The 20,393-nt window shown below is 65.9% G+C and carries 23 protein-coding genes and 2 pseudogenes; 11 read left to right on the top strand and 14 right to left on the bottom strand.

What is annotated here, in order from left to right:
* Positions 1-176: 176 nt before the first annotated feature.
* Positions 177-476, bottom strand: coding sequence for a hypothetical protein (locus ACWDUD_RS27240; protein WP_072816142.1), 300 nt, complete (start codon positions 474-476; stop codon positions 177-179).
* 147 nt (positions 477-623) lie between these two features.
* Here ACWDUD_RS27240 and ACWDUD_RS27235 point away from each other — a divergent pair, with 147 nt between their 5' ends.
* Positions 624-935: an ArsR/SmtB family transcription factor gene (locus ACWDUD_RS27235; protein WP_450111343.1), complete on the top strand. Its 312-nt coding sequence runs from the start codon at positions 624-626 to the stop codon at positions 933-935.
* Between the two features lie 37 nt (positions 936-972).
* Here the strand turns inward: ACWDUD_RS27235 and ACWDUD_RS27230 are convergent, their stop codons facing one another.
* The 5 genes from ACWDUD_RS27230 to ACWDUD_RS27210 all read right to left on the bottom strand — a co-directional run bounded on the left by ACWDUD_RS27230 (position 973) and on the right by ACWDUD_RS27210 (position 6,074).
* Positions 973-1,965 (bottom strand): hypothetical protein, encoded by a 993-nt coding sequence (locus ACWDUD_RS27230; protein ID WP_072816139.1) that lies wholly within the window; start codon positions 1,963-1,965, stop codon positions 973-975.
* Complete coding sequence (locus tag ACWDUD_RS27225; RefSeq protein WP_072816138.1) at positions 1,962-2,375, bottom strand: hypothetical protein; 414 nt, start codon at positions 2,373-2,375, stop codon at positions 1,962-1,964. Before ACWDUD_RS27225 ends, ACWDUD_RS27230 begins: the two co-directional genes overlap by 4 nt.
* Positions 2,376-2,547: 172 nt before the next feature.
* Entirely contained in the window at positions 2,548-3,540 is a 993-nt protein-coding gene (locus tag ACWDUD_RS27220; protein ID WP_072816136.1) for an Abi family protein, read from the bottom strand.
* Between the two features lie 219 nt (positions 3,541-3,759).
* A complete protein-coding gene (locus ACWDUD_RS27215; RefSeq protein WP_072816135.1) occupies positions 3,760-4,140 on the bottom strand; it encodes a hypothetical protein in 381 nt (126 codons plus the stop codon).
* Positions 4,137-6,074: a hypothetical protein gene (locus ACWDUD_RS27210; protein WP_139282044.1), complete on the bottom strand. Its 1,938-nt coding sequence runs from the start codon at positions 6,072-6,074 to the stop codon at positions 4,137-4,139. Before ACWDUD_RS27210 ends, ACWDUD_RS27215 begins: the two co-directional genes overlap by 4 nt.
* 73 nt (positions 6,075-6,147) lie before the next feature.
* Between ACWDUD_RS27210 and ACWDUD_RS27205 the strand changes: the two genes are divergently transcribed.
* The 3 genes from ACWDUD_RS27205 to ACWDUD_RS27195 all read left to right on the top strand — a co-directional run bounded on the left by ACWDUD_RS27205 (position 6,148) and on the right by ACWDUD_RS27195 (position 8,475).
* Positions 6,148-7,287, top strand: coding sequence for a DUF4238 domain-containing protein (locus ACWDUD_RS27205; RefSeq protein ID WP_450111342.1), 1,140 nt, complete (start codon positions 6,148-6,150; stop codon positions 7,285-7,287).
* 130 nt (positions 7,288-7,417) lie between these two features.
* Positions 7,418-8,134: a hypothetical protein gene (locus tag ACWDUD_RS27200; protein ID WP_072816168.1), complete on the top strand. Its 717-nt coding sequence runs from the start codon at positions 7,418-7,420 to the stop codon at positions 8,132-8,134.
* Between the two features lie 92 nt (positions 8,135-8,226).
* A complete protein-coding gene (locus ACWDUD_RS27195; protein ID WP_139282050.1) occupies positions 8,227-8,475 on the top strand; it encodes a hypothetical protein in 249 nt (82 codons plus the stop codon).
* Here the strand turns inward: ACWDUD_RS27195 and ACWDUD_RS27190 are convergent.
* On the bottom strand, positions 8,469-8,615 hold the full coding sequence (locus ACWDUD_RS27190; protein WP_169918168.1) for a hypothetical protein: 147 nt from the start codon (positions 8,613-8,615) through the stop codon (positions 8,469-8,471). The two genes, ACWDUD_RS27195 and ACWDUD_RS27190, sit on opposite strands and share 7 nt — an antisense overlap.
* A 503-nt stretch (positions 8,616-9,118) precedes the next feature.
* Between ACWDUD_RS27190 and ACWDUD_RS27185 the strand changes: the two genes are divergently transcribed.
* Complete coding sequence (locus ACWDUD_RS27185) at positions 9,119-9,652, top strand: DUF402 domain-containing protein (RefSeq protein WP_072816171.1); 534 nt, start codon at positions 9,119-9,121, stop codon at positions 9,650-9,652.
* Positions 9,653-9,912: 260 nt separating this feature from the next.
* On the opposite strand, the gene ACWDUD_RS27180 is transcribed toward ACWDUD_RS27185, so the two are convergent.
* Both ACWDUD_RS27180 and ACWDUD_RS27175 read right to left on the bottom strand, forming a co-directional pair.
* Positions 9,913-11,241, bottom strand: coding sequence for a replicative DNA helicase (locus tag ACWDUD_RS27180; RefSeq protein ID WP_072816173.1), 1,329 nt, complete (start codon positions 11,239-11,241; stop codon positions 9,913-9,915).
* Complete coding sequence (locus ACWDUD_RS27175) at positions 11,238-11,879, bottom strand: hypothetical protein (protein WP_072816174.1); 642 nt, start codon at positions 11,877-11,879, stop codon at positions 11,238-11,240. Before ACWDUD_RS27175 ends, ACWDUD_RS27180 begins: the two co-directional genes overlap by 4 nt.
* Positions 11,880-12,870: 991 nt before the next feature.
* Between ACWDUD_RS27175 and ACWDUD_RS27170 the strand changes: the two genes are divergently transcribed.
* From ACWDUD_RS27170 to ACWDUD_RS27155, 4 genes are all read left to right on the top strand, one after another.
* Positions 12,871-13,203 (top strand): SH3 domain-containing protein, encoded by a 333-nt coding sequence (locus ACWDUD_RS27170; RefSeq protein WP_072816176.1) that lies wholly within the window; start codon positions 12,871-12,873, stop codon positions 13,201-13,203.
* 250 nt (positions 13,204-13,453) lie between these two features.
* On the top strand, positions 13,454-15,118 hold the full coding sequence (locus ACWDUD_RS27165; protein WP_072816177.1) for a hypothetical protein: 1,665 nt from the start codon (positions 13,454-13,456) through the stop codon (positions 15,116-15,118).
* Positions 15,119-15,223: 105 nt separating this feature from the next.
* Positions 15,224-15,733, top strand: a complete 510-nt coding sequence (locus ACWDUD_RS27160) for a single-stranded DNA-binding protein (RefSeq protein ID WP_450111341.1) — start codon at positions 15,224-15,226, stop codon at positions 15,731-15,733.
* 73 nt (positions 15,734-15,806) lie between these two features.
* Positions 15,807-16,076 carry a hypothetical protein gene (locus ACWDUD_RS27155; protein WP_072816179.1) on the top strand — a complete coding sequence of 90 codons (270 nt, stop codon included), beginning with the start codon at positions 15,807-15,809 and terminating at the stop codon, positions 16,074-16,076.
* An 81-nt stretch (positions 16,077-16,157) separates the two neighbouring features.
* On the opposite strand, the gene ACWDUD_RS27150 is transcribed toward ACWDUD_RS27155, so the two are convergent.
* The 5 genes and pseudogenes from ACWDUD_RS27150 to ACWDUD_RS27130 all read right to left on the bottom strand — a co-directional run.
* The gene (locus ACWDUD_RS27150) at positions 16,158-16,391 is read right to left on the bottom strand and encodes a hypothetical protein (RefSeq protein WP_072816181.1); all 234 of its coding nucleotides are present in this window, start codon (positions 16,389-16,391) and stop codon (positions 16,158-16,160) included.
* 103 nt (positions 16,392-16,494) lie between these two features.
* On the bottom strand, positions 16,495-17,238 hold the full coding sequence (locus tag ACWDUD_RS27145; RefSeq protein WP_072816183.1) for an RES domain-containing protein: 744 nt from the start codon (positions 17,236-17,238) through the stop codon (positions 16,495-16,497).
* On the bottom strand, positions 17,235-17,627 hold the full coding sequence (locus ACWDUD_RS27140; RefSeq protein ID WP_072816184.1) for a hypothetical protein: 393 nt from the start codon (positions 17,625-17,627) through the stop codon (positions 17,235-17,237). The genes ACWDUD_RS27145 and ACWDUD_RS27140 overlap by 4 nt, the downstream gene beginning before the upstream one ends.
* Before the next feature lie 125 nt (positions 17,628-17,752).
* Positions 17,753-18,160 (bottom strand): annotated as a pseudogene (locus ACWDUD_RS27135) (hypothetical protein); the annotation flags it as partial.
* Positions 18,161-18,461 (bottom strand): annotated as a pseudogene (locus tag ACWDUD_RS27130) (transposase); the annotation flags it as partial.
* A 226-nt stretch (positions 18,462-18,687) separates the two neighbouring features.
* Between ACWDUD_RS27130 and ACWDUD_RS27125 the strand changes: the two are divergent.
* Positions 18,688-19,476: an MlaE family ABC transporter permease gene (locus tag ACWDUD_RS27125; protein ID WP_072816339.1), complete on the top strand. Its 789-nt coding sequence runs from the start codon at positions 18,688-18,690 to the stop codon at positions 19,474-19,476.
* 139 nt (positions 19,477-19,615) lie between these two features.
* Positions 19,616-20,392 (top strand): MlaE family ABC transporter permease, encoded by a 777-nt coding sequence (locus ACWDUD_RS27120; protein ID WP_238071992.1) that lies wholly within the window; start codon positions 19,616-19,618, stop codon positions 20,390-20,392.
* Position 20,393: the final 1 nt, after the last annotated feature.

Raw genomic sequence — 20,393 nt, 5'->3', positions numbered from 1 at the left:
CCGTTCCTGGGTCTCGACGTCGTACTTCCTCGGTGCAGGCATACCAGCATTCTCCTTGTCAGATCAGGAGCCTCCACCTCGACCAGGACGGTTCAGATCGGTCGGTGCCATGGCCTGATCCTGCCCGACCATCGTGGCGGAATTCGGTATCCGGCTGCCGGTGTCCCGGGTAGGGGTTACAGGGCGACTGCGCGGCGTTCGTCCGGACTCTGCGCCGAGGCTGGGTACTCGGCGAGCATATGAGCTCGGAACCGTGCCCAGTCCTTGTCGTCGGCGAGCGTCCATCCCATCCCATACATCGGGGAGACCTGTTGGTAGCAGGACCGGCACACGATGCTGTCCATCGAGCCTTTAGCGGAGGCGTCGCAGCACGGGGTGAGGTGGTAGGCGGTGCCCGCGTAAGCCACGACATGTGCGGTGTCGTCACGGTAGATCTCGACGACGCGGTCTCGGTGCGCTGCAGCGGTGTTGGTCATTCGATCCTCTGTGGAAGCGGTTTGGGGCGGAACATGTCTGAGCGTCCGCATTTTCGTCGGTGGTGTTGCAGCGGGTGTCGGCTGGTGGTGAACTCCGGCGCTAGCGTGGTGCGGCGTTGACCTGACGATCGTTGGAGGAACCCGCCGATGCCCACTCCCACAGTGACACCGATGCGCGGACAGCCGGTTCTCCAGCAGTGGGCTCGGCGGTTCGATCTGCTGGCCGATCCGAATCGGCTGCGGATCCTGCACCGGTTGCATCACGACCCGGACTTGTGCGCCTGCGACCTGGCCGACGCGGTCGGTATACGGCCGACTGCATTGTCACAGGCGCTGCGGCTCTTACGGGAGCAGGGATGGGTCGAGGCGACACGGCAGGGTCGGCTGATGCGGTACCGGTTGGTTGATGCGACCGTCCATTCGTTGCTGCATACGGTCGGCGCCGACCACCGGCACTGAACGGTCTCCCCTGCTCCGCCCACCCACTGGTAGCGGTTCAGCCGAGAACCGCGTCTCCCCAGTACAAGTCGGATCCTGGGCGGCGTCGGCGCATCGCGACTGACGATCCGTGCGCGGCCAGCTGGCTCACGTGCCGATCATCATCGTCGGTGCGCAGCACGACGACCGGCGTACGGGTGACGTGCACTGTCGAACCGGGAGGTCGGACCCGCTCAATGGAGGTGTGGAGGATCCCCGCGGCGATGAGGTTCCGCGCTACGAGCACCAACCGGGCGAACAGATCACCCTGAGGGTCGTACACCGGAACGTCGAAGCTGAACTGGCCCTCGGTCTCGTGTGGATCGGCCGTCTCGGGTGCCGTCCACACCTGCGGGTGCAGTCGCTCAGTGTCGAGCATCAGAGCGGGCAGGGTCGCGCCCCCGTACGCGCGGGCAGCGGCGTCCGCGCGGCCTGCCTCGTCGCCGGTGAGGGTGTCGTAGGTCGAGATCCAGTCGGCGACGCGGAATCCTCCCCCGTCGGGCCACCAGCTCAGAGCGTGGATGGTCTCGGCTGCGGCGTCGTCACCGTCGGCGGTGACCGTGAACGGAGCAGAGAAGGTCAGGTACGCATCCGGATACGGCAGCGCCGCGGCCTGCACACCGAGCGCAGCGACGTCGTCGCCGATCAGCGCCTGCGCGGCCGCGAGCGCAACAGCGCCTGCGGCCGGTGAGGCGATGAGCAGTGGTACCTCGGCCAGTCGATCGGCTCGATCGGTAAGCCACTGGCTGACCATCGGCATCTCCGCGCCAGCAGCGAGGTCGCCGGCGGGCACGGCGGCGACGTAGCCGTAGGAATGATCGAGCCAGGCAGCCAAGCGCACACCGGTGGGCTGCAGAGACGGATTCCAGGCCGCAGCCAGGTCCACCTCGACATGGGAGCGGAGCGCGGCTGCAAGGCGATTCCGAAGCCACGCGACCGCGTCTGCGTGGTCGGTGACCGCGCTGGCAGCGGCGAGTCGGGCGTCCCAGGTGGGGAGCACGTGAACGTTCATCGTGGGTGGACTCCTCGATTCGGAGGTTGGACAGAGTCCTCGCCGTTCGGACGCCTGAGAAGCGGGGTAGTTGTGCCGACGGCGAGGATGCGTCGCTGGCGGGCGAGGTCTCGGGTGCTCGCCTGGTAGGCGAGCACTACTGCGGCGGCGAGTACGGCGAACAGCACGGTGAAGCCGACGACGACCAGGACAACCAGAGTGAACGGGAAGCTGGCGTTTGTCCACGTGAGGGACCAAACGGGATCACCGACACCGTCTGGTGCGGCGAAGCGGTCCAAGCGGTAAACCACGCGCATGAGGACCCATCCGACCGCGGCTCCAGTCACGGCGGCTCCGGTCACGGCGGCACCAGCGATCGCTGCGGCGGCGATGGTGTGTGGGGCGGTCATGGTGGTGACGACGGTAACCATGGGGTTATCCACTTCGTGCGTTCGCGACGACGCCGTCCATCTGCTGTTGACCTGCAGATCCAGACCCGAAAGCACACGAACCGAGCGCTACAGGCTTGCTCGTGCCAGATCATGCCCCACGATTCGGACGAAGCCGCTCCTGGAAGCGATCACCGCCTGAATCGGTCGCCCATCATGAACGCCAAAGGTCGAGCGACTCCCACCCTGGAGGGACCCCCATTGAGCGGATCGACAGCACGTGTGACGTCGGAAACGTCTGCAGCAGCGCTGCGAGCTGTCGGTGCCACTGCGTCTTTGCCTCGATCGACGGGAGGAGGTAGGCGATCACTGCGAGTGCGTTGTACGTACCGAAGACATCTTTGGCGGTCTCCTCATCCCGGAGGTGGTCAAGGAGCGGCACAAGCCCTACCTTAGGTCGCGCTGGAGCGTGCTGGAGCTTCCGGTTGAACAGGCGAGCGTGGTGCGCTGCTACGTTCCGCACGTAGTTCAAGCTGGCGAGCCAACTGACCATGAGCTTCTTGGTCGGTACTCCGAACGCCAGAGCGATTTCTTCGGCGTCCTGCTGGCGCAATCCTCTGTAAAGGACGGAGAGCTGGCCCAGTTCGAGGATCTCGGTGAGCGCCCAGACCGGCATCCGGTCGTCATACTTCTCCCGGAAGTGGGCGACGAACCGCTCGTCGGACTTGGCCCGCCGCTCATCGACTCGCTGTAGCCATCTCGCATGAGAACTGGGCGTCGGCTCTCCCGTGGCGGGATTGGTACCTTCACGCGTGAACGTTTCTGTGAAGCTGGCCGGGTCTGTGTGAGCAAAGGCCGAAGTGCGACCGAGCACGTAACCAATCCTCATCCGTACCGCGACCTCGATGCGTTCGATGCCATCCATCACAAGCATGCGCAGCTGCCGGTCGAAGTCGATGATCGACTTGGCGTGGCGCAAGGTCGTGTCTGGCCGATAACCGCTGAGCACGCGGGTGCGCGTGCGGTTATCGTCGCTCCGATACTGTTCGGACTTCCGAAACGGGTAGAGGTAGCCGGTGAGCCGGTAGTAACCGACCGCTTTCAGGAGTTCAGCCGCTCGGCCTCGGTCGACCACGTCGACTCCGCTGCTCGCCAGCTGCTCGACCTGTTGTTCGAGAGACAGCCAGGGCTTCGTGTACTCCACCATGAGATTCCTTGGACAGAAAATCAGCCCGCGCCTTGCGGCAACGGGCTGATCATGATGAGACCCATGTTAGCACGGCACCCCGAGGGGTCATTCGTAGCCGCCTACGACGGCGTGTTGTTGCCACGCGAATCGAACAGATGACTCAACCGTGAAGGCTCACCGGTGCGCCGTCCCGGCGATGCGGAATATTTTGGGCACCTTACGCACGCGGCCTACCAGTCAGCGCCGGGCCGGTCGGTCGAGTTCGCGGTATTGGCGGTGGGCTTCCTCGGCCAGCCAGGGGTAGGTGCGGGCGATCTGGGTGAGTACCCGCTTCTTGATGACCGTACCGGCGGTCTCGGACAGCTGTTGCCCACCGCTGCTGCGTACACCGTTGCGGTGGGCGTCGTAGTTCGATCCGGTGTGCCGCAGCCAATTCACGCACAGTCGTTTGAGGAACGCCTCGCTCGAGGTTGTCTCGGCCGGCCGCTTGCCGGGCGCGAGGCGGGCGTTGTAATGCGCGATCGCGCGGCGGATGAGCACCGGCGGCGCGAGCTGGACGACCTGCACATCGACTCGTGCGGCCGCAGTCAGCGCCTTGCCGTGGTCGGGCCGGGTCATCGCGTGATCTCCGGGGCCGGGTTGAACGCAGCTGCCGCCTGCTGCGCGAGATGGTCTGCGGTGCCGGAGTCCTCGGCGGTGGCGCAGGAGCGTTTGAGAACCACGCCGTCGATGTCGAGGACGCAGGTCACGTGCATGTCGGCGCCGGACCCGGAGACGCTCGCCGGGGTGAGCCCGCGCCAGGCCTGCCGTTGGGTACTCATGGTCACTCCCCCTTGCGGTGCCCGTGTAGTGGTCGCCGGTGTCGTGGCCGGGGTGCGGGACGTCGAGGCCACCGGCAACTCCTGGGCGTAACTCGGCGGCCCGGGGTCCGGTCCGGTCTGGGGAATGACGACGATGGTCCGCACAAGGTCGTCCTTGGTGGACGGGCAGCGCTGGTTGCTCGCGCTGATGTCCTGCCATACCGATTCGCGGTCGTCGCGCCCGACAATCGATGCGGTGACGATGACGTTTGTCGTGGCTGAGTGGTCGAAACTGTCCCAGGACGTTGCCCTCGCGCCGGCACCGGCATCGGCGGCAGTGTCGTCCGAGACGAAGATCCGCGAGGACTGCCACCGCATCCCATCTGCCTCGGCGCCTGCCGCCTGCCTGGTGCCACCGCACGCCAGCGACCGAACGTCGGTGCCGGACAGGCTTCGGGTGGTCGCGTCGATCGTGTCGACGCCGTCCGACCATGACCGCAGGCTCGCCCCGGTGATCGACTGGTCAGCCGGGAGGACCGATGCCGCGACGTTCGGCAGGTCCGGCTCACGCAGGTCCGGTGCGCCGGTCATCGCTGCCGACAGTGCCAATCCGCCCGCGACAGCGATGACCACGGCGCTCGCGCCCACACCACCGAAGAAGGCGAGGGTGCGCTTGGAGATTCCCCCGGGTACGGGTTCGTCGGTGTCCGTGTCGGGTTCGGTGAGCGGGCGCGGACCGGGGTCCGTCGTGCTGTCGACGGGTGCGGCATCGAAGGCGAGGGCACCGCGGCACAGCACGTGCTGGGGATTCGCCATCACCTTCACCGGGCCGTGCACCCGAGCTGCTGCGGGCACGGCCGGGTCGTAGGCCAATCCACCGCACAGCATCACCCGGTGACTGATCGGCTCGGTGGCCTTCTCGTCGAGCCTCGTGAGTAGGTCGCTGAACTGGGTGGCGAAGTAGCGGTCGCCGGTTGCGTCGACTTCCTGCTCGGACAGCGTGATCCGTCCGACGGGCCGCGGCAGGTGGACGGTGACGGCGTCGTGGTCCGCGAGTGCTTCTCGGGCAGCGCGTATCCGAGGGACGCCGGCGAATCCCCAGCGGGCATCGAGCGCCTGGTCCGGGAATCCGGCGTCGGTGAGAGCGTTGGCGAGGAGGAATCGGTCGAAGATGTCTCCGCCGCTGTCGGATTGAGCACGTCCGATGATCCGCGGGCCGCGCTCACCACCGATGACGGCAATCGCTGACAGATCGGTGGCTCCGCAGTCGACGGCGATGACCCCGGCGCCGACCGGCAGCGTGGGAAGGGCGTAGGCGAGGGCCTTGTCGGACGGGATGAGGGTGACTGTGCGGGTCAGCGCAGCATGCACGATCCGCTGAAAACGGCGCTGCAGCTCGGGTGCCCACGTGGAGGGGACGACGATCACGATCTTCGGGGTCGTCCCGAGTTCGTTGATGGCGGCCTCCAGCACGGGGCGCAGCAGCAGCCCGGTCAGCGCTTCGATCGACCAGGACACCCCGTCAATGACGAGGGATGGCACGTCGAGGCGGTCGACCAGCGGCCCGAGCTGCGCCAGCGTCACCGGGTCACCGTCTCGGGCCGGCCGAGGTTGCCCGGCCTGCACGACCAGCCGTGCCAGCGGGGTGGTGGTGCCATCGATCACAAGTGGGGTCACACGGCCACTGGCGTCACGGACGGCCGCGGCGAGCGTGCACGCTCCGACGTCGATGGCCAGGACAGGGTTGGGCATGCCACCGATGATCGCGGGTCGCTTCTCCACGACGAACGTGAGCGATGTCGGGCTGACGACCTAACCTGTCCTGATGCGTATCGACCATCGGTGGTTACTGGATGTCGAGATTGAGCGGTCAAAGGAGATCGCGCGCCAGGCCAAGGATCGGCCGCGCAGGCATCATCACGTTCCCCAGATGTACCTACGCCGATGGTCGCCCGCAGATGGGTCGTCACGTCTGGTCCGTATGACGGACATCGACACGTCGGAATCGGAGCTGCGCAATCCTGACTCCATCGCAAACGAGCCGTGGTTCTACCAGATCTCCGCCGATGACGTCGATCCGGAGAACGTGCCGGACTTGTGGTTCGAGATTCACATGTCGCACGTGGAAAACGACGCCAAACACACGCTCACGGCACTCGACCAGTTACCAGACGGCCAGCTTCGGGATCGAGCACTCATGACCGACCTCGCCGTGTTCGTCGGGCTACAGAGCCAGCGAACGGTCCGTCGCCGCCAAGGCGAGTTGGACATCGACGCCGGTATTCGCCGATTTGGGGCGCGCAACGTGGTGGGAGAACCGGAGATACTTCCGAGGCTGTGTCTCGCCACAGGACGACACTACGACCCTTCCCGCCACAACGAACTGGCTGATGAGATCACCGCGGAACTGCTCAGCCGCAAACTGATCAGTGACGCCGAAAACGGAGCGAAGGCACGTTCCATCGAAAGCGCGATCGGCGTGTGGCGAAACACGGTGGTGCCGCACTTGTTGATGCAGCGCTCGTGGTGGCTCTACTCGACAGGCGCTCTTGCCACTTCCGACGAGCCGGTGATCTACATCGGAGGGCGGAAGGGCCGCTCCGCGCCCTCTTCATACGCTTTCCGTGAGGCGCCGCTTGTGCTCTTCCCACTCGGGCCCAACCGCCTACTCGTTCTGGCAGATGCGACCTACCGGCCGGCCGGACCCTTCGTGCTTGACGATTCGGACACCGCGGCGATCAACTTCGAGATCGCAGCAGCATGCCAGCGGTTCGTTTACGAGCGGGAAGGCGATGGAATCGCCGCGGACATTCAGGTTCCTCCTCGCCCCGCATTCGATCCGCACACGGCGACGACGTTCTGGGAATCGGTTCATCCACCAACTCGATGGCAGCCCGGCGAAGGTCCAACTTGGCCCCTCAACCGGTGGTCCGCCGAATCCAATCCCTCAACTGGTCGGAACTGAAGAGCACCGGACACAGTGTGGGAGATGGCCCGTCGTCTCCTCACACTGCGTACACGACCGCTCACCAGGCGTGTGGAGAACAGGACAGGCAAGGTCTCCCAGAACCTTCTCCCACCCTTGAGGACCACTTGTGAACACTTGCCCCGTCCTGCGGACCGCCACGACGGTCGCGCTTCTCGCCCTCACCGTCGCTGGCTGCAGCAGCACCGACGCCGACACCAGCACCGTCGAGGATCTGCGAGGAAACGCCGTCACTGCCCTCGACTTCCCCCGCACCGTTTTCGACGGCTGGGAGATCACTGATCCAGCCGAGCGGCCGGTAGCGGCGATTCCTGCGATCGTCGCCGCAGCCGGGACGGGCGAGGCCCTGACCTACTCCCCCTCCGAGTGCGGGCCGGGTGGTCCCCGTGGGGCTGCCCTGTGGTCGACCGCGCGGGGCGGTGACAGCTGGGCCGGACAGGTCGGCGAAAACGCAACCACCGAGCAGTCGTTCACCACCACCGTCGCCACCGCGACGGACAACAGTCTGAACGCCGTCACGGACTTCGCGCAGACCTGTTCGCAGTACACCGTGACCGGCGGCGGGCAGACGGTCGACGTGGTCACCGAAGTCAACAATGAGGAGCCGTTGAAGTACGGGCTCTCCGATGCCCGCCTGTTCACCACCACCGCCACCGTCGCTGGTTCGGGGTCGGTTCACTCGACGCTGACCGGAGTCGGCTACAGTGACGGCCGCGTCCTGACCGGCCAGTTCACCACCACCGGTCGCGTCGACGGCGCCACGATCAACGTCGCTGGCAACTGGTGGAACATCATCGCGACGAAGGCATCCACCTCGACCAGCTAGGCGCGTCCCGATCGCATGGATGCTCAGGTCAACCGCCCGGCACGAAGTCCACTCGTAGGTCAGGGTTGCTGCGGCCGAAGGAGCCGGCTGGCGTGCTGGAAAGGTCGGTCGAAGGCGTCCTCGACGTCGTCGATTGCCCGGTCAACGGCGGAGAGGCCTTCCATGATCTCGGCCAGGGCCTCCCCCGCAGTGAGCGCTTCACCGAGGTTGTCGACAGCGAGCTCATTGGGTTCGAGGTCGGCGTACTCGCGGGACAGGGCGGCTACGGTTCGGCGCAGGTCGCGGAGCTGCCCGAGGGCTTCTCTGGATCGCTCGTAAAGGTCGGCAGGGTTCGTCATTGAGCGGTCTCCGGTGAGTGGTCGACGTGGCGCGGATTACCCGCAGCCTCAGCCGCGGCAGTAGCTCGCCGTTCTCGGCGATCCTTCTCCCACTGCTTCTGCAGCGTCTCGCGTTCGGCGTGGATCTTGGGAAGTGCGACCATCTTTCGCTTCTTCTCGTCGTACCACTTGCAGGGGTAGCGCTTCGGCTCCTTACACACCGGTCAGGTGACGTCGGCCCGGGGCGGCATCTTGGCACGCTTCACCCGGACGATTGATCCGCCCATGCTCATGCCCGTAATTCCCTTGTGGTGTCGCACTCCTCAATCTTCGCAGGTAATACCGACATGGTCAGCCGTGAGAGAGGCGTCGGGTGCGAGCTTCGGGCCATTCGAGCGGCTCTTATCGGCCGGCCGGCGCGCAGAACCGAGAGTGATCCGCGAGGCAGGCGCGCGGAGGCTTCTGAGCGTCGAAGGGGGCGGGCGGGGATGTAGGGTCCGCGCCTACTTGTCCGACCAACCTGCGTCTCTCGGAGTCTTCCACGACGGATGTCCACAACTTCCGCAGCAAGGAGGACTTTTCCAGGACTCAGTCGAGACCGGTCCCAGGGAGCGTCGACGCCGAACCGCCGGCGAATCAGCCGGTGCGGCCCATTATCGTGGCTCCCATGTCCAAGTTCAGGGTCGGATCATCGGTCCTGCGGCGCGAAGTGCTGCACGGCCAAGTGTGGATGACGATGCCGGTGCAAGTCATTGCGGATGACGATGTGCTTGCTGTCTGGATTGAAGACGGAACGCCCCTTGCCTTTCCACCACATCCGTTCGGCCCCCACCCGTGGTCGGGCCAGGACCGCTGGACCGGCAGCAGCGTACTGCAGCTCTACCGACCCACCGATGCCTATTCGGTCTGGGCTTTCTTCAACGACGGCCGGCGCGACTGCTGGTACATCAATTTCGAAAGGCCCTACAGCCGCGGTGACGACTATTTCGACACCGACGATCATGGACTGGACATTGTCGTCAAGGACGGTGACTGGCAGTGGAAAGATCGCGACGATGTCGCAGGGCAGGTTGCGAGCGGCCGACTTACGCCGACCGAGGCCGACGCAGTCTGGCGTGAGGCAGCGCATGTCGCCCACACATTGGACCACGGCATCGGCTGGTGGTTTCGTCGTTGGAAGGACTGGATTCCCGTGCAGTAACCCACCCAGAGCCGGGGGAGTTGATGGATGTCGCGGATCCGTGAGGCGTCGATCCGCCGATGCTTCCCCTTGGCAGTTCTGGTCGGCCGAGGTGAAACGAATCGAACGTGAGGCGACATACTTCGAGCCGGGGCCAGCTCGTCGCCATCTGTCCAACCCTTCGCCACTCCAGTGCCATTGGGACATACAACCTGGATTGATGACAAGTACCGGATATATGGGCCCGGAAAAGGCCAAGGAGATCCGGAACCTGCAGGGGCTCAACCTCGACGCATGGGCTCGTCGGTGGATGCAAGATGGCCGTGCCAGGCGCGTTCGAACTGAGCCTGTGCGGCGCCGTGTCTGTTTTTCAGGATCAATCCGGTGATCTCGTCGGCGGTGGCCATCCCGATCTGTCCGTCGATCGCGTGCGGGCGGTGCAGTGCCAGGACGATGTCGGAGTCTTCCTCGATCGAGCCGGATTCCTTGAGTTCATCCAGGCGCGGCAGTTTGTTCGGGTCGGCCGCCGCCCGGTTGAACTGCGATCCGATGACGACCACGACTTCGAGTTCTCTCGCGAGAAGCTTGAGTGCTCTGGTGAACCGACCGATCTCCTCCGCTCGGGTGATCGCGCCGCGGCCGCCGCTTTCGGATTTCATCAGCTGCAGGTAGTCCACGACGAGCAGCCGCAGTTGTCGACCGGTCTCGGCGAGCGCGGCCTTGGCGGCAGTGGCTGTGCGGCGGATCTCTGACACGTTGCCTGCGCGGGTGTCGATGTAGAGCGGCCACTGGGAGATCTCGGAGATCGCTCCGGAGACGCGGTCCCACTGGTCGTCGTCGAGGCAGCCTGGCTCTCGGAGCTTGTTGAGTTCGACGCAGGCTTCGGCGGAGATCGCGCGTTCGATCATCTGCTGCGCGGACATCTCCAGCGGCACGAACAGGACGCCGTGTCCGTCCCGGCAGGCTTGGCGCGCCCAGTCCATCATCACGACGGTCTTGCCGGTACCCGCGCGGCCGGCGACAGTGACCAGGCTCCCCGGTTGCAGGCCGAGGGTGATCTCGTCGAAGCGCGACCAGCCCGTGCGCAGCCCGGCGGGCACTTCCCCGTTGAGGCGTTGGTCGAGCAGAGCGAAGTACTCGTTGACCTGGTCGCTGATCGATGGCAACAGCTGGGCGGTCGTCGACGTCGAGGCGAGCGCGTCCATCAGGAACGCCCGGTTGGTGTCGAGGTCCTGACCGTCGTCGAGCGCGACCGCGGCCTGCTGCAGCGCCTGCCGGCGGGTGTCGACTGCGGCCCGGTCGGCGATTCGTGCGACGTGATCGGTCGGTGCGGTCGAGGTGAAGGACTCCTGGACAGCGGCGGACAGGGCATCGAATCCGCCGACTGCGGGGAGACTGTCGGCTGATTCGAGGGTGATCATCACGGTCGACAGATCGACGGTGCCGGCGTCGGCAGTTCGGGCGATCGCGATGAACACGGTGCGGTGGGCGGGGATCGTGAACGCTGCAGGGGTCAGGCGGTCGAGGGTGTCTGCGGTGAACCCCGGGTCGTCACCGCGCAGCATCGTGCCAAGCACGATCCGCTCGGACAGCACGGATGCGGTGCTCATAGCAGAGCCCCGCTGCGGCGCAGCAGCTGCTCGTGCATGGTGCGAATCTGTGCAGGTAGCGGACCGGGGTCACGGAGGGTCGGCTCGGGGAAGTGCGTTCCGGGGGCATCGATCATGCGGACGCGGATGACTGCGCCGGGACGGTCCAGTGCCCAGGAATGGGTGTGGCCGGGGCGGGCGTAGGTCTTCGCTTCGGCGCCGTACACGAATCGGGAGTCGTCGACCGCGAGCTTGAATCGCTTGTCGAACGCCTGGGTTGACTTGCCGCCCTTGTTAGCTCGGTCGTTCGGGGACAGCGCATCCTGCACGGCCCGCAGGAGTTTGTCACGGTCCGGGGGCTGCATCGCCGGGATCCGCGGCAACTCCCCCACGACGGCCGGCGCGATGCGGGAGGTCTGGTCCTCGAAGCTGCGGGGAAACGGCATGGTGAACGCGACGTCGATCAGGGCGGGGCCGTCGATCGGGCGCCACTGCACCCCGAGTTCCCGCAGCGCTTCCCCGGTGATGTTGTCGCGCCAGGCGTACATGGTCGGGTCGGAGACCTTCACCCGGCCCGGGGCGACGGCGACCATCGAGCCTTGCGATTTCGGGTCGCCGTGAACGACCAGCCAGATGGTGCGATCGGAGCGCCCAGTCATGCCACCAAGCGCGGCGTCGGTGAGGACAGCGTCGCCGCGGTGGTTGTCGGCGCTTGTGGTCCTACTCGCGGGGGGACGCCGACGACTCGGTGTCCGGAGAGCTGACGGTGGCGTCGGCGTCGTAGCGTCGCGACTCAGACTGCGCCCGCACTTGCGGCACGCCGGACCCGCCGCGACGAGCCAGTTGCAGCCCGGGCAGATCACACGGGCACCGCTGTCGAGCAGGTCTTGCGCCGAGAAGTGCGTCATGTCGGCCGAGGGTAGGGACCTGCTTCTCCGCGATCAGTCGCGCGGCGGCGGCGCATGGTCGACGACGGTCGAGTGTGACCGTCCGTATCCCCGGCAGGAGCCTCTGTCGCCTACTCATCGCTGACGACCATTAGCGGAACCGAACATTTCGCATTGCTTCCTCGCGCCAATCCGTCGTTGAGATGACACGGCCCGAGTTGTCTCGCTTCGCACCTCGTTGATTCCGAGGTACGAATCCCTGGCTCTGTGCGCGAGTTCGTGATTCCTGCTTGTCAGTGAGGAATCGCAGTGCGTCGAAGGTGGCAGCACTCAGCGAGCCGCCCTGTTCCTCGTGGAATCGGTGAATCGTCGCGTGGCAGGACTCGCATACGGGCACAAGGTCAGTATCAAGCTCGGCGCCGAGTCGTTCGTAGGTGTGGTGGTGGAGGTCGACGTCCTCGGTTGCGCCACACCCCGTGCACTTTCGTTCGTACTTAGCGTAGTAAGCGATCTTCCGTTCTTCCCAAGCCCCGGAGTTGATGTAGCGGTCGTAGTTCGCTGGCATGGTGTCCTCCAGTCGTGCTCGTCAGTGCGACGTGGAGTCCGCAGTATTCCTGGTGGCACCGACAACCCCTAGGCCCCGGTAGCTTCGTCAGCTCCTCGGAACATTTGCCACCCCAGCGCTCTCGAATCACTGAGCAGCACCCGATGCTGCGAATCAGCGCATGCCATGCGTGTGGCATGCCCGACCGTGGGAGAACACATGAACTGCAGGAAGATCGTCGCCGCGGCGATGGCCGGCACCGCCCTCACCCTCGGCACGGTCGCGGCCGCCGCACCGGCGTCGGCCGAGACCGTCACCGATTACCAGGCCGACGGTGTCAACATCCGATCTGCTCCGGACGGCCGGTCAGAGGTGATCGGCCGCGGCTACATCGGACAGGGAGTCACGATGTTCTGCGGGACATACGGGCCCGACGCCAGCGGCCCGCAATCCAACTACTGGATCTTCTCCCGCAACAACGCCACCGGTGTCGAGGGGTGGAGCGCCGGCAGCAGTTTCCAGGGGGTCATCAACCGGTTGCCCGACTGCTGACCGATCCATGGCCCACTCCTTCGGGCGACGGTGCCCCCGCTCCGAACACCTGGGGCGGGGGATCCGTCGCGTGAAGGCGGTCGGGCGATGTCGAGGAGTGGTTCCTACCTTCCTCGGGTTCGGTGGAGAACATGCCGGTCACACTGCACGGCGCGGAGTCAGCAACCAGCGATGCAACGACTGAAACACTGTCGGTGATCGTCTCTAGCGTTGCAGGCACCAGTTCACGACGAGCCACCAGGAGAGCTCAATGTCCACCACCGCGTCCCGCCCCGCCAACGGCGTCGCTCGCTTCGTTGCTTACGACCGCAACCCGGTCCGGATCGGTAACCCGGAGGATGGCACCGCGATCTCGGTGCGTGCGGAGACGTTCGTCGAGGAGTACGCCTCGATCGCAATCAAGGATTTCGTCGAAAAGTCCACCGGCGACGGCTTCGACACCGTGTACGTGAAGTTCGACGCCGCATCGACCGGCGCGCAGGGCATGAAGCACGACTTCGGCGCCTCCGCTGAGCCGGGCGGTGCTCTTGCTGCTCGTCTGCGTCATGCCTTCGAGACAGGCACGCCGGTGTATGTGGCGATCGAGACCCGTCGCCGCAAGCACGTGGAGAACAAGCGGGACGAGCCGATCGACCCGCGCACCCCGATCCACACCCTGCGCGGTGCCACGGGTGAGTCGCTGTCGGGCCAGCCCCAGGCGACCAAGGCCAACTGTGTGAAGGTCATCGTCGCCGCCGGTTCCGTCGATGACCCCGCCGACACCGCGATCGCCTCGGATAAGGACCTGCGTTCTGACATCAGCGAGTGGACTCAGCTGCGCGGCAACAAGCTCGGGGATCTGCCGCCGGAGGGCTGGCGGTGCCTGGTGGCCGACGGCAAGCGCACCGGCGGCATCACCAACACGACCCCGACCGGGGGCAGCACGGATGTCGATGCAATCGCCGAGGCCATCGCCGGGAAGATCGCCGGCGTGAAGGGCGCACCGGCCCGCCAGTCGCAGCCTGCCGCCAACACTGTCGTGCGCGGTCGGCCGGGTCTGGTCGCCGAGGCGAAGGCATGGGAGCCGGTCAACAGCGATGGTCGCCCGAACATGGGCTCGTACCTCGCGGCGAAGCTGCGGGCCACCCACCAGTCGGCGGTGCACCTGTTCCAGGACGCCCTGACCGCCGTCGAGGAGTCCGAGCAGCCCGAGCTGACCGAGGAGCAGTCCCTCGAGCACGCGTGGCAGCTGACCGAACTGCTGCTGTGGCTGGCCGATCAGGTGCAGAAGCACGTCGTCGGCACGGTCAACCGGAACGAGTCGTCCCACAAGGAAGCGGGCCAGTGGGTGCAGCAGGTGATCACGACCCGCTACCCGTACGCGGTCGAGCACATCACCGACGACCGCGCGCGCCGCGAATGGGCGAAGGTCGTCGGGAAAGCGGCAACCGAGGACTTCGCGCGCACCCAACGAATGATGGCCGCATACCTGAACATTGACCTGGTTCCTGCCGAGGATCCGCAAAAGAATCCTGCAGGGCGCGAGGAGAACACCGCGGCACAACCGTCAGCCCAGCAGACCCAGAACGGCAGCGACAGCAACGCGCCTGCACAGCGACAGCCGAGCGGCAGCGACAACGCCCCTGCACAGCAGGTCCAGCAGCAGCGGCCGCCCCGGCCGCTGACCGCCGGTGAGGATCCGAACGCGGTCGCCGCGTGGAAGAACCTCGCAGAGGCATGCGGCATGGGCGAGTACATCGACGATCTGCGATTCATCCTCAAGGCCACCTTCCAGGCGCCCACCGGCGTGCTCGGGGAAATCGAGGCAAGTGCCTTCACTCGCCAGGTCACCCAGTGGGCCACCGACCCGATCGCTTTCCGCCAGCAGGCGGGCCAAGCCTTCAACAGCGACCCGGAGAACCACAAAGCCAGCTGACACCAACGCTTTCCGGGCGCAGGTCACGGGATCTGAAACACCCGCCACCTGCGCCCGGGATGCTCGACCTCACTACCACCGCACCACCACACGAAAGGCATCACCATGGCAGGCGACACCGTCATCACCATCGTCGGCAATCTGACAGCCGACCCCGAGCTGCGATTCACCCCCGCGGGTGCCGCAGTCGCGAACTTCACCGTCGCGTCCACCCCCCGCAACTTCGACCGTCAGTCGAACGAGTGGAAGGACGGCGAGGCACTGTTCATGCGCTGCAACATCTGGCGCGAGGCTGCCGAGAACGTCGCCGAGACGCTGACCCGCGGATCCCGGGTGATCGTGCAGGGGCGCCTCAAGCAGCGTTCGTACGAAACCCGCGAGGGCGAGAAGCGCACCGTCGTCGAGCTCGAGGTCGACGAGATCGGCCCCTCGCTGCGGTACGCCTCCGCGAAGGTCACCAAGGCCAACCGCAGCGGCGGCAGCGGGGGCGGCTTCGGCGGAGGCCAATCCAACTCCGGCGGCGGTGCTCCGGCGGACGACCCGTGGGGCAGCTCGCCGCAGAACGGAAACTACGCCGGCGCCAACGCCGGTGGAAGCGACGAGCCGCCGTTCTGATCCGACCATCTATCCCGACGGCGGCAGGCGCCAATCCTGGTGTCTGCCGCCGTTTCCTGTGAAGGGAGCAGCCATGACGCGCGCCACCGACACCACCGACTGTCCGGGAACCCGGTGCTCTCACTGCGGCAACCCCGGCCCGGCACTACCGGAGGGCATCGACGACGACGACGGCCAGACCTGGTTCGCCGACGGCGACATCAGAGTGGACAACACCGGACATTGGGGACCGACCGTGTACATCCGCGGTGTCGAGACGACCCCCAAGGGGCTCCGCGCGGAGGCGATGGAGATGCTGGCCGCCGCTCGGGCCGTTGAACTTGCCACCAGAAATCGCCGGTGAAAGGCCCAGCGGACAGACGGCACCGATGAGCGAGCCCCGGTCACCAATTGGATGACCGGGGCTCGCTTGCTGGGGAGATTGTCAGCGCTGCGCTTGCTCGCCAGGCTTGAGCTGGCGGGCTTGGACGCCGAAGAACAGCACGGCGATCAGACCTGAGGTGACCATGGGTAACCCGGTAGTCCACGAGATGCTGGGCTGGAAGATCAGAACGACACCAAGGACCGCAAGCAGTGCTCCAAAGATCGTGAGTCGCACGGCTCGACGGCGAGTGAACACCCTGTCGACCTGCGTCATGAGTTCCTGTTCGTTCGTCATCGCCCCTCCGCGATCGGTTCGGTCTCTCTCGTTCTGATGTCGGTCAGGAAACTATCCCCCATGTGTGACAAGAGTTGTGGTCGACAGCGGGGTACAGCCAGGCTCAGTCGTCATCCCAGACCAGGTTGTGCAGGCGCATCGCTTCGACCAGGTCGGGGTCGTGCTCTTCGACGGGTCCGTAGTCGAGCACCATGACGTTCTTGCTGACCGGTCCATCGCCGGGACGCTCGTACAACGCCCAGAGCACCAGCCCGTCACCATGCCGAGATTCGAACCGGATCCCGGCCACCGGCTCACCGTCCGGATCGGAGAGAGCGTTGACCCACTGGGAGATCGCCTGAGTGAGGGCGCGCGGCCGGCCGTCGCGGATCGCCGCGGTGTCGAGGTCGAGAAGACCGTGCCGGATCGCGTGGGCCCGGAAGGTGGTCCGCAGGGTCGCCACCGACTCGGCGTCGCCCGGCACGACGAACCACCCGCTGATCGCACCGCTGCCGGAGACCCGGGTCGACATCCACGACCGGGGGACTCGGCCCGGCGCGATGGTGGGGAACTCGTCCTCATCGTCGACGATGTCGTCGAGCGCGGCGCTCAACTCCTCGCTCTTGCGGGCGTAGGCGAGGACCTCGAGGTAGCAGGACAGTCGGGACGCTCCGACGTACAGGGTCCGCCACACCCCAGCCGGGTCATCCCAGCGGCCGGTGAATCGGCCGTCGGTGGCGAACTCCCACGGGGTCCATTCCCACGCGGTCGGTGGGTAGCCGACGCGGTAGGCGGCGGCTCCCTGGACGTGGGCGCAGCAGACATCGCCGCGCGGGGTGGGGATCAGTGTTCGGTCGGGTGCGTTCATCCGACCGCCGCGAACTGACGGGCAGCGGCGAGGACCTGCGGGCCGACGTCGGGAAGATCGCCCTCGCGGAGCAGCAGTGCCGGCGGGCGGTCGTCGAGGATGGGGTTCAGGCCCTGGAACCAGGTCTGGGCCACTGCCGGGGTGTCGCGTTCTGCGATCAGTCGGGCGGCGCGGTAGGCGATGCGGAGGCGTTCGACGTCGGTGTCGTTGTTGATGGTGCGGGTGCCTTCGGCCCACTGGCGGACGGCCCGGGTTTCCTTGACCTTCCCGAGGTAGGCGACGAGCTTGGCGCCGAGCAGGTCGCGCAGCGCGGTGACCAGCTCCGGTTGGGTCATGCGGGCGGCGTCGTTGTAGGCGGCGAGGTCGGGTCGTGGGTGTGCGGTTGTCATGGCAATCCACCTCCTAATCACAGGGTAAATCACATATTCAATGTCGTCCATGTTCCCGTTCGGACCGGCAGGCGCCCAGGGGGCAACGCAGACGAGGGCGGCTCACCGCCGTGTGGTTGGGGCGGTCAGCTCCCCGAACTTCCCGCGCTGCCGATGCCGTCGCTGTCGCCGGCCCGGACCAGCCCCGTGATCGTGCCCTGCAGATAGTCGCCCCGCGAGGTGATCAGCGCCGACATCTGCAGGGTGTCGTTGACAAGGGTGCCGGACTGACCGGACTCGGAGACCACCACGCCGGTGGCGGGGTCGATCACCGCGAACGCGAATCGGTCGAAGGGGGTCGTGGTCGGCTGCCCCTTCCGAACCACCGTGTACAGGTGACCGTCCGCGGTCGACAGGTGCGGAACCGCCGAGCTGCGCACCGCGTTGTCCCACACCACGTGGCAGCCGGAACAGTCGATGTCCACCCGGGTCATGCCGCTGGTGAACGGCGCGGACGCAGGCACGGCCGGACCTGCACCCTCCGGCACCGTCGGTATTAGGCCGTTCTCGCGAACTTTGAGCACCAGGGCGTCCGCGGCGACAAACGTGTACGGGCACTGGTCCAAGGGTCGGTTACGGAAAGCGTCGACCTGCTCGTCGAGTGCTTTGCTATGACGCTGACCTGCGATTTCGACAGGTTGGTGATACCTAACGTGTCGACGAGTTTGCCCATCCTTCGGGTGGATACCCCGAGCAGATAGCACGTCGCCACCACGAGGATCGGGGCCGTTCGGCGCGCTTGCGGCGCTGCAGCAACCAATTCGGAAAGTACGAGCCCTGCCGCAGCTTCGGGACGATTCGAGTGCTTGATCGAACACCTGCCGAACGAATACATCTCCCCCCACTGGGAGGTTGTGGGGGGAGATTGGAGCGAACTTGGCTCCGACCAACACTCCTGGGGTGAGCGACCTACCTAGCATCTCCGTGTACGAGTGCAGGCCTCGGAAGCCGAGGGCCGTTGCACGAAATGGCCAGATCCACATCCTCGAGATGAACCGATCGTTGCGAGAAGGGCTGTTCGATGTCTGTAGACGGCCGACCGTTGAGGGTGAGCGCCATCGGAAGGAACCTCCGGGTCGCACCGACGGCAGCCGGTGCGTTCTACGCGACGTCGATGGAGACGTTCCGGTGCATGTTCAAACGCCCCTTCCATGCCCGCGAATTCGTTCTGCAGGCGTGGTTCATCGCCGGTGTCTCGATCATGCCGGCGCTGCTCATGGCGATCCCCTTCTGCATGATGTTCGTCTACCAGATCAATATCCTGCTCGCCGAGATCGGCGCGGTCGATCTCAGCGGTGCCGGGGCGGGCGTGGCCATCATTCGCGAGATCGGCCCGGTCGTAACCGTTCTCGTAGTTGCCGGGGCGGGTTCCACCGCTATCTGCGCCGACCTGGGTTCGCGAACGATCCGCGAGGAGATCGATGCGATGAAGGTGTTGGGCATCGACCCGATTCAACGTCTCTGTGTGCCGCGGGTACTGGCATCGACACTGATCGCCATGTTCCTCAACGGCCTTGTCTCAGCCGTCGGCCTGGTGGGCGGGTACATCGCGACGGTGTATATGCAAGGTGCGTCACCAGGCCAGTACGTCACCTCGATCTCGATTCTGACCGGTCTCGACGACTTCCTCATCAGCGAGGTGAAGGCCGCTGTCTTCGGCATGCTCGCCGGACTCGTCGCATGCCATCTCGGCCTGAATGCGAAGGGCGGACCGAAAGGGGTGGGAGACGCGGTGAACCAGACCGTCGTGTTCAGCTTCCTGCTCCTGTTCCTTGCCAACTCGGTCATCACCACTCTCGCGCTGCACTGACAGCGCTCCACAACGCCGCACAGTCGGCTGTCACCAGGAGATTTTCGTGTCGAAAGCAACTCGGGCCACCGGCTCGAGACCCCGGGGTGCAGCGCTCGCGCTACGCGCGGTCGATGCACCGGTCGGCTATTTGGAGGAGATGGGGCGGCAGTTCCACTTCTACACCCACACCGTCGCCTCCATCCCGCGCACGATCAGGCGCTACCGGAAGGAGACGATCCGGTTGCTCGCCGAGGTCAGCATGGGCACCGGCGCCCTCGCCGTCATCGGTGGAACCCTTGTCGTCGTTGCCCTTCTCACGACCGCGGTGGGCTACGAGGTCGGCCAGCAGGGAGTGACCTCACTGGGCCGCATCGGGATCGGCGCGCTCTCCGGCTTCATCTCGGCCTTCTTCAATACCCGCGAGGCGATCCCCGTGATCGCGGGTATCGCCCTGACAGCAACGGTGGGCGCGGGCTTCACCGCGCAGCTCGGTGCCATGCGTGTCAGCGAGGAGATCGACGCGATGGAGACGATGTCGATTCCGTCGCTCCCCTACCTCGTCACGACGCGTGTCGCCGCGGGGATCATCGCGGTGATTCCGCTGTATGCGGTCGCACTGTTCGTGGGATATGTTGCCACCCAGCTGGTTACCGAGTTCCTCGGCGAAGCGAGCGGGACCTACCAGCACTATTTCAACGTGTTCCTCGTTCCCAGCGACGTCGCGTGGTCGATGGTGAAGGTCGTCGCCATGTCCGTGGTGGTCATGTGCGTGCACTGCTACCACGGCTACAACGCGACGGGCGGCCCCGCCGGCGTCGGCGTCGCGGTCGGTCGTGCCGTTCGCACCTCGCTGATCGCGATCATGGTCATCGATCTGCTCATCGGCATCGCTGTCTACGGCGGATCCGCCGGCGCCGTGAAAGTGTCGGGCTGAT

The organism is Rhodococcus sp. NPDC003382, from assembly GCF_053589135.1.
This window is presented reverse-complemented; position numbering and strand designations above follow the sequence as displayed.

Excerpts from the sequence above, each read along its gene's own strand:
- ACWDUD_RS27240 (WP_072816142.1), bottom strand. The coding sequence starts at position 476 with ATGACCAACACCGCTGCAGCGCACCGAGACCGCGTCGTCGAGATCTAC.
- ACWDUD_RS27235 (WP_450111343.1), top strand. The coding sequence starts at position 624 with ATGCCCACTCCCACAGTGACACCGATGCGCGGACAGCCGGTTCTCCAG.
- ACWDUD_RS27230 (WP_072816139.1), bottom strand. The coding sequence starts at position 1,965 with ATGAACGTTCACGTGCTCCCCACCTGGGACGCCCGACTCGCCGCTGCC.
- ACWDUD_RS27225 (WP_072816138.1), bottom strand. The coding sequence starts at position 2,375 with ATGGTTACCGTCGTCACCACCATGACCGCCCCACACACCATCGCCGCC.
- ACWDUD_RS27220 (WP_072816136.1), bottom strand. The coding sequence starts at position 3,540 with ATGGTGGAGTACACGAAGCCCTGGCTGTCTCTCGAACAACAGGTCGAG.
- ACWDUD_RS27215 (WP_072816135.1), bottom strand. The coding sequence starts at position 4,140 with ATGACCCGGCCCGACCACGGCAAGGCGCTGACTGCGGCCGCACGAGTC.
- ACWDUD_RS27210 (WP_139282044.1), bottom strand. The coding sequence starts at position 6,074 with ATGCCCAACCCTGTCCTGGCCATCGACGTCGGAGCGTGCACGCTCGCC.
- ACWDUD_RS27205 (WP_450111342.1), top strand. The coding sequence starts at position 6,148 with ATGCGTATCGACCATCGGTGGTTACTGGATGTCGAGATTGAGCGGTCA.
- ACWDUD_RS27190 (WP_169918168.1), bottom strand. The coding sequence starts at position 8,615 with ATGGTCGCACTTCCCAAGATCCACGCCGAACGCGAGACGCTGCAGAAG.
- ACWDUD_RS27185 (WP_072816171.1), top strand. The coding sequence starts at position 9,119 with ATGTCCAAGTTCAGGGTCGGATCATCGGTCCTGCGGCGCGAAGTGCTG.
- ACWDUD_RS27180 (WP_072816173.1), bottom strand. The coding sequence starts at position 11,241 with ATGAGCACCGCATCCGTGCTGTCCGAGCGGATCGTGCTTGGCACGATG.
- ACWDUD_RS27175 (WP_072816174.1), bottom strand. The coding sequence starts at position 11,879 with ATGACTGGGCGCTCCGATCGCACCATCTGGCTGGTCGTTCACGGCGAC.
- ACWDUD_RS27170 (WP_072816176.1), top strand. The coding sequence starts at position 12,871 with ATGAACTGCAGGAAGATCGTCGCCGCGGCGATGGCCGGCACCGCCCTC.
- ACWDUD_RS27165 (WP_072816177.1), top strand. The coding sequence starts at position 13,454 with ATGTCCACCACCGCGTCCCGCCCCGCCAACGGCGTCGCTCGCTTCGTT.
- ACWDUD_RS27160 (WP_450111341.1), top strand. The coding sequence starts at position 15,224 with ATGGCAGGCGACACCGTCATCACCATCGTCGGCAATCTGACAGCCGAC.
- ACWDUD_RS27155 (WP_072816179.1), top strand. The coding sequence starts at position 15,807 with ATGACGCGCGCCACCGACACCACCGACTGTCCGGGAACCCGGTGCTCT.
- ACWDUD_RS27150 (WP_072816181.1), bottom strand. The coding sequence starts at position 16,391 with ATGACGAACGAACAGGAACTCATGACGCAGGTCGACAGGGTGTTCACT.
- ACWDUD_RS27145 (WP_072816183.1), bottom strand. The coding sequence starts at position 17,238 with ATGAACGCACCCGACCGAACACTGATCCCCACCCCGCGCGGCGATGTC.
- ACWDUD_RS27140 (WP_072816184.1), bottom strand. The coding sequence starts at position 17,627 with ATGACAACCGCACACCCACGACCCGACCTCGCCGCCTACAACGACGCC.
- ACWDUD_RS27125 (WP_072816339.1), top strand. The coding sequence starts at position 18,688 with ATGTCTGTAGACGGCCGACCGTTGAGGGTGAGCGCCATCGGAAGGAAC.
- ACWDUD_RS27120 (WP_238071992.1), top strand. The coding sequence starts at position 19,616 with ATGGGGCGGCAGTTCCACTTCTACACCCACACCGTCGCCTCCATCCCG.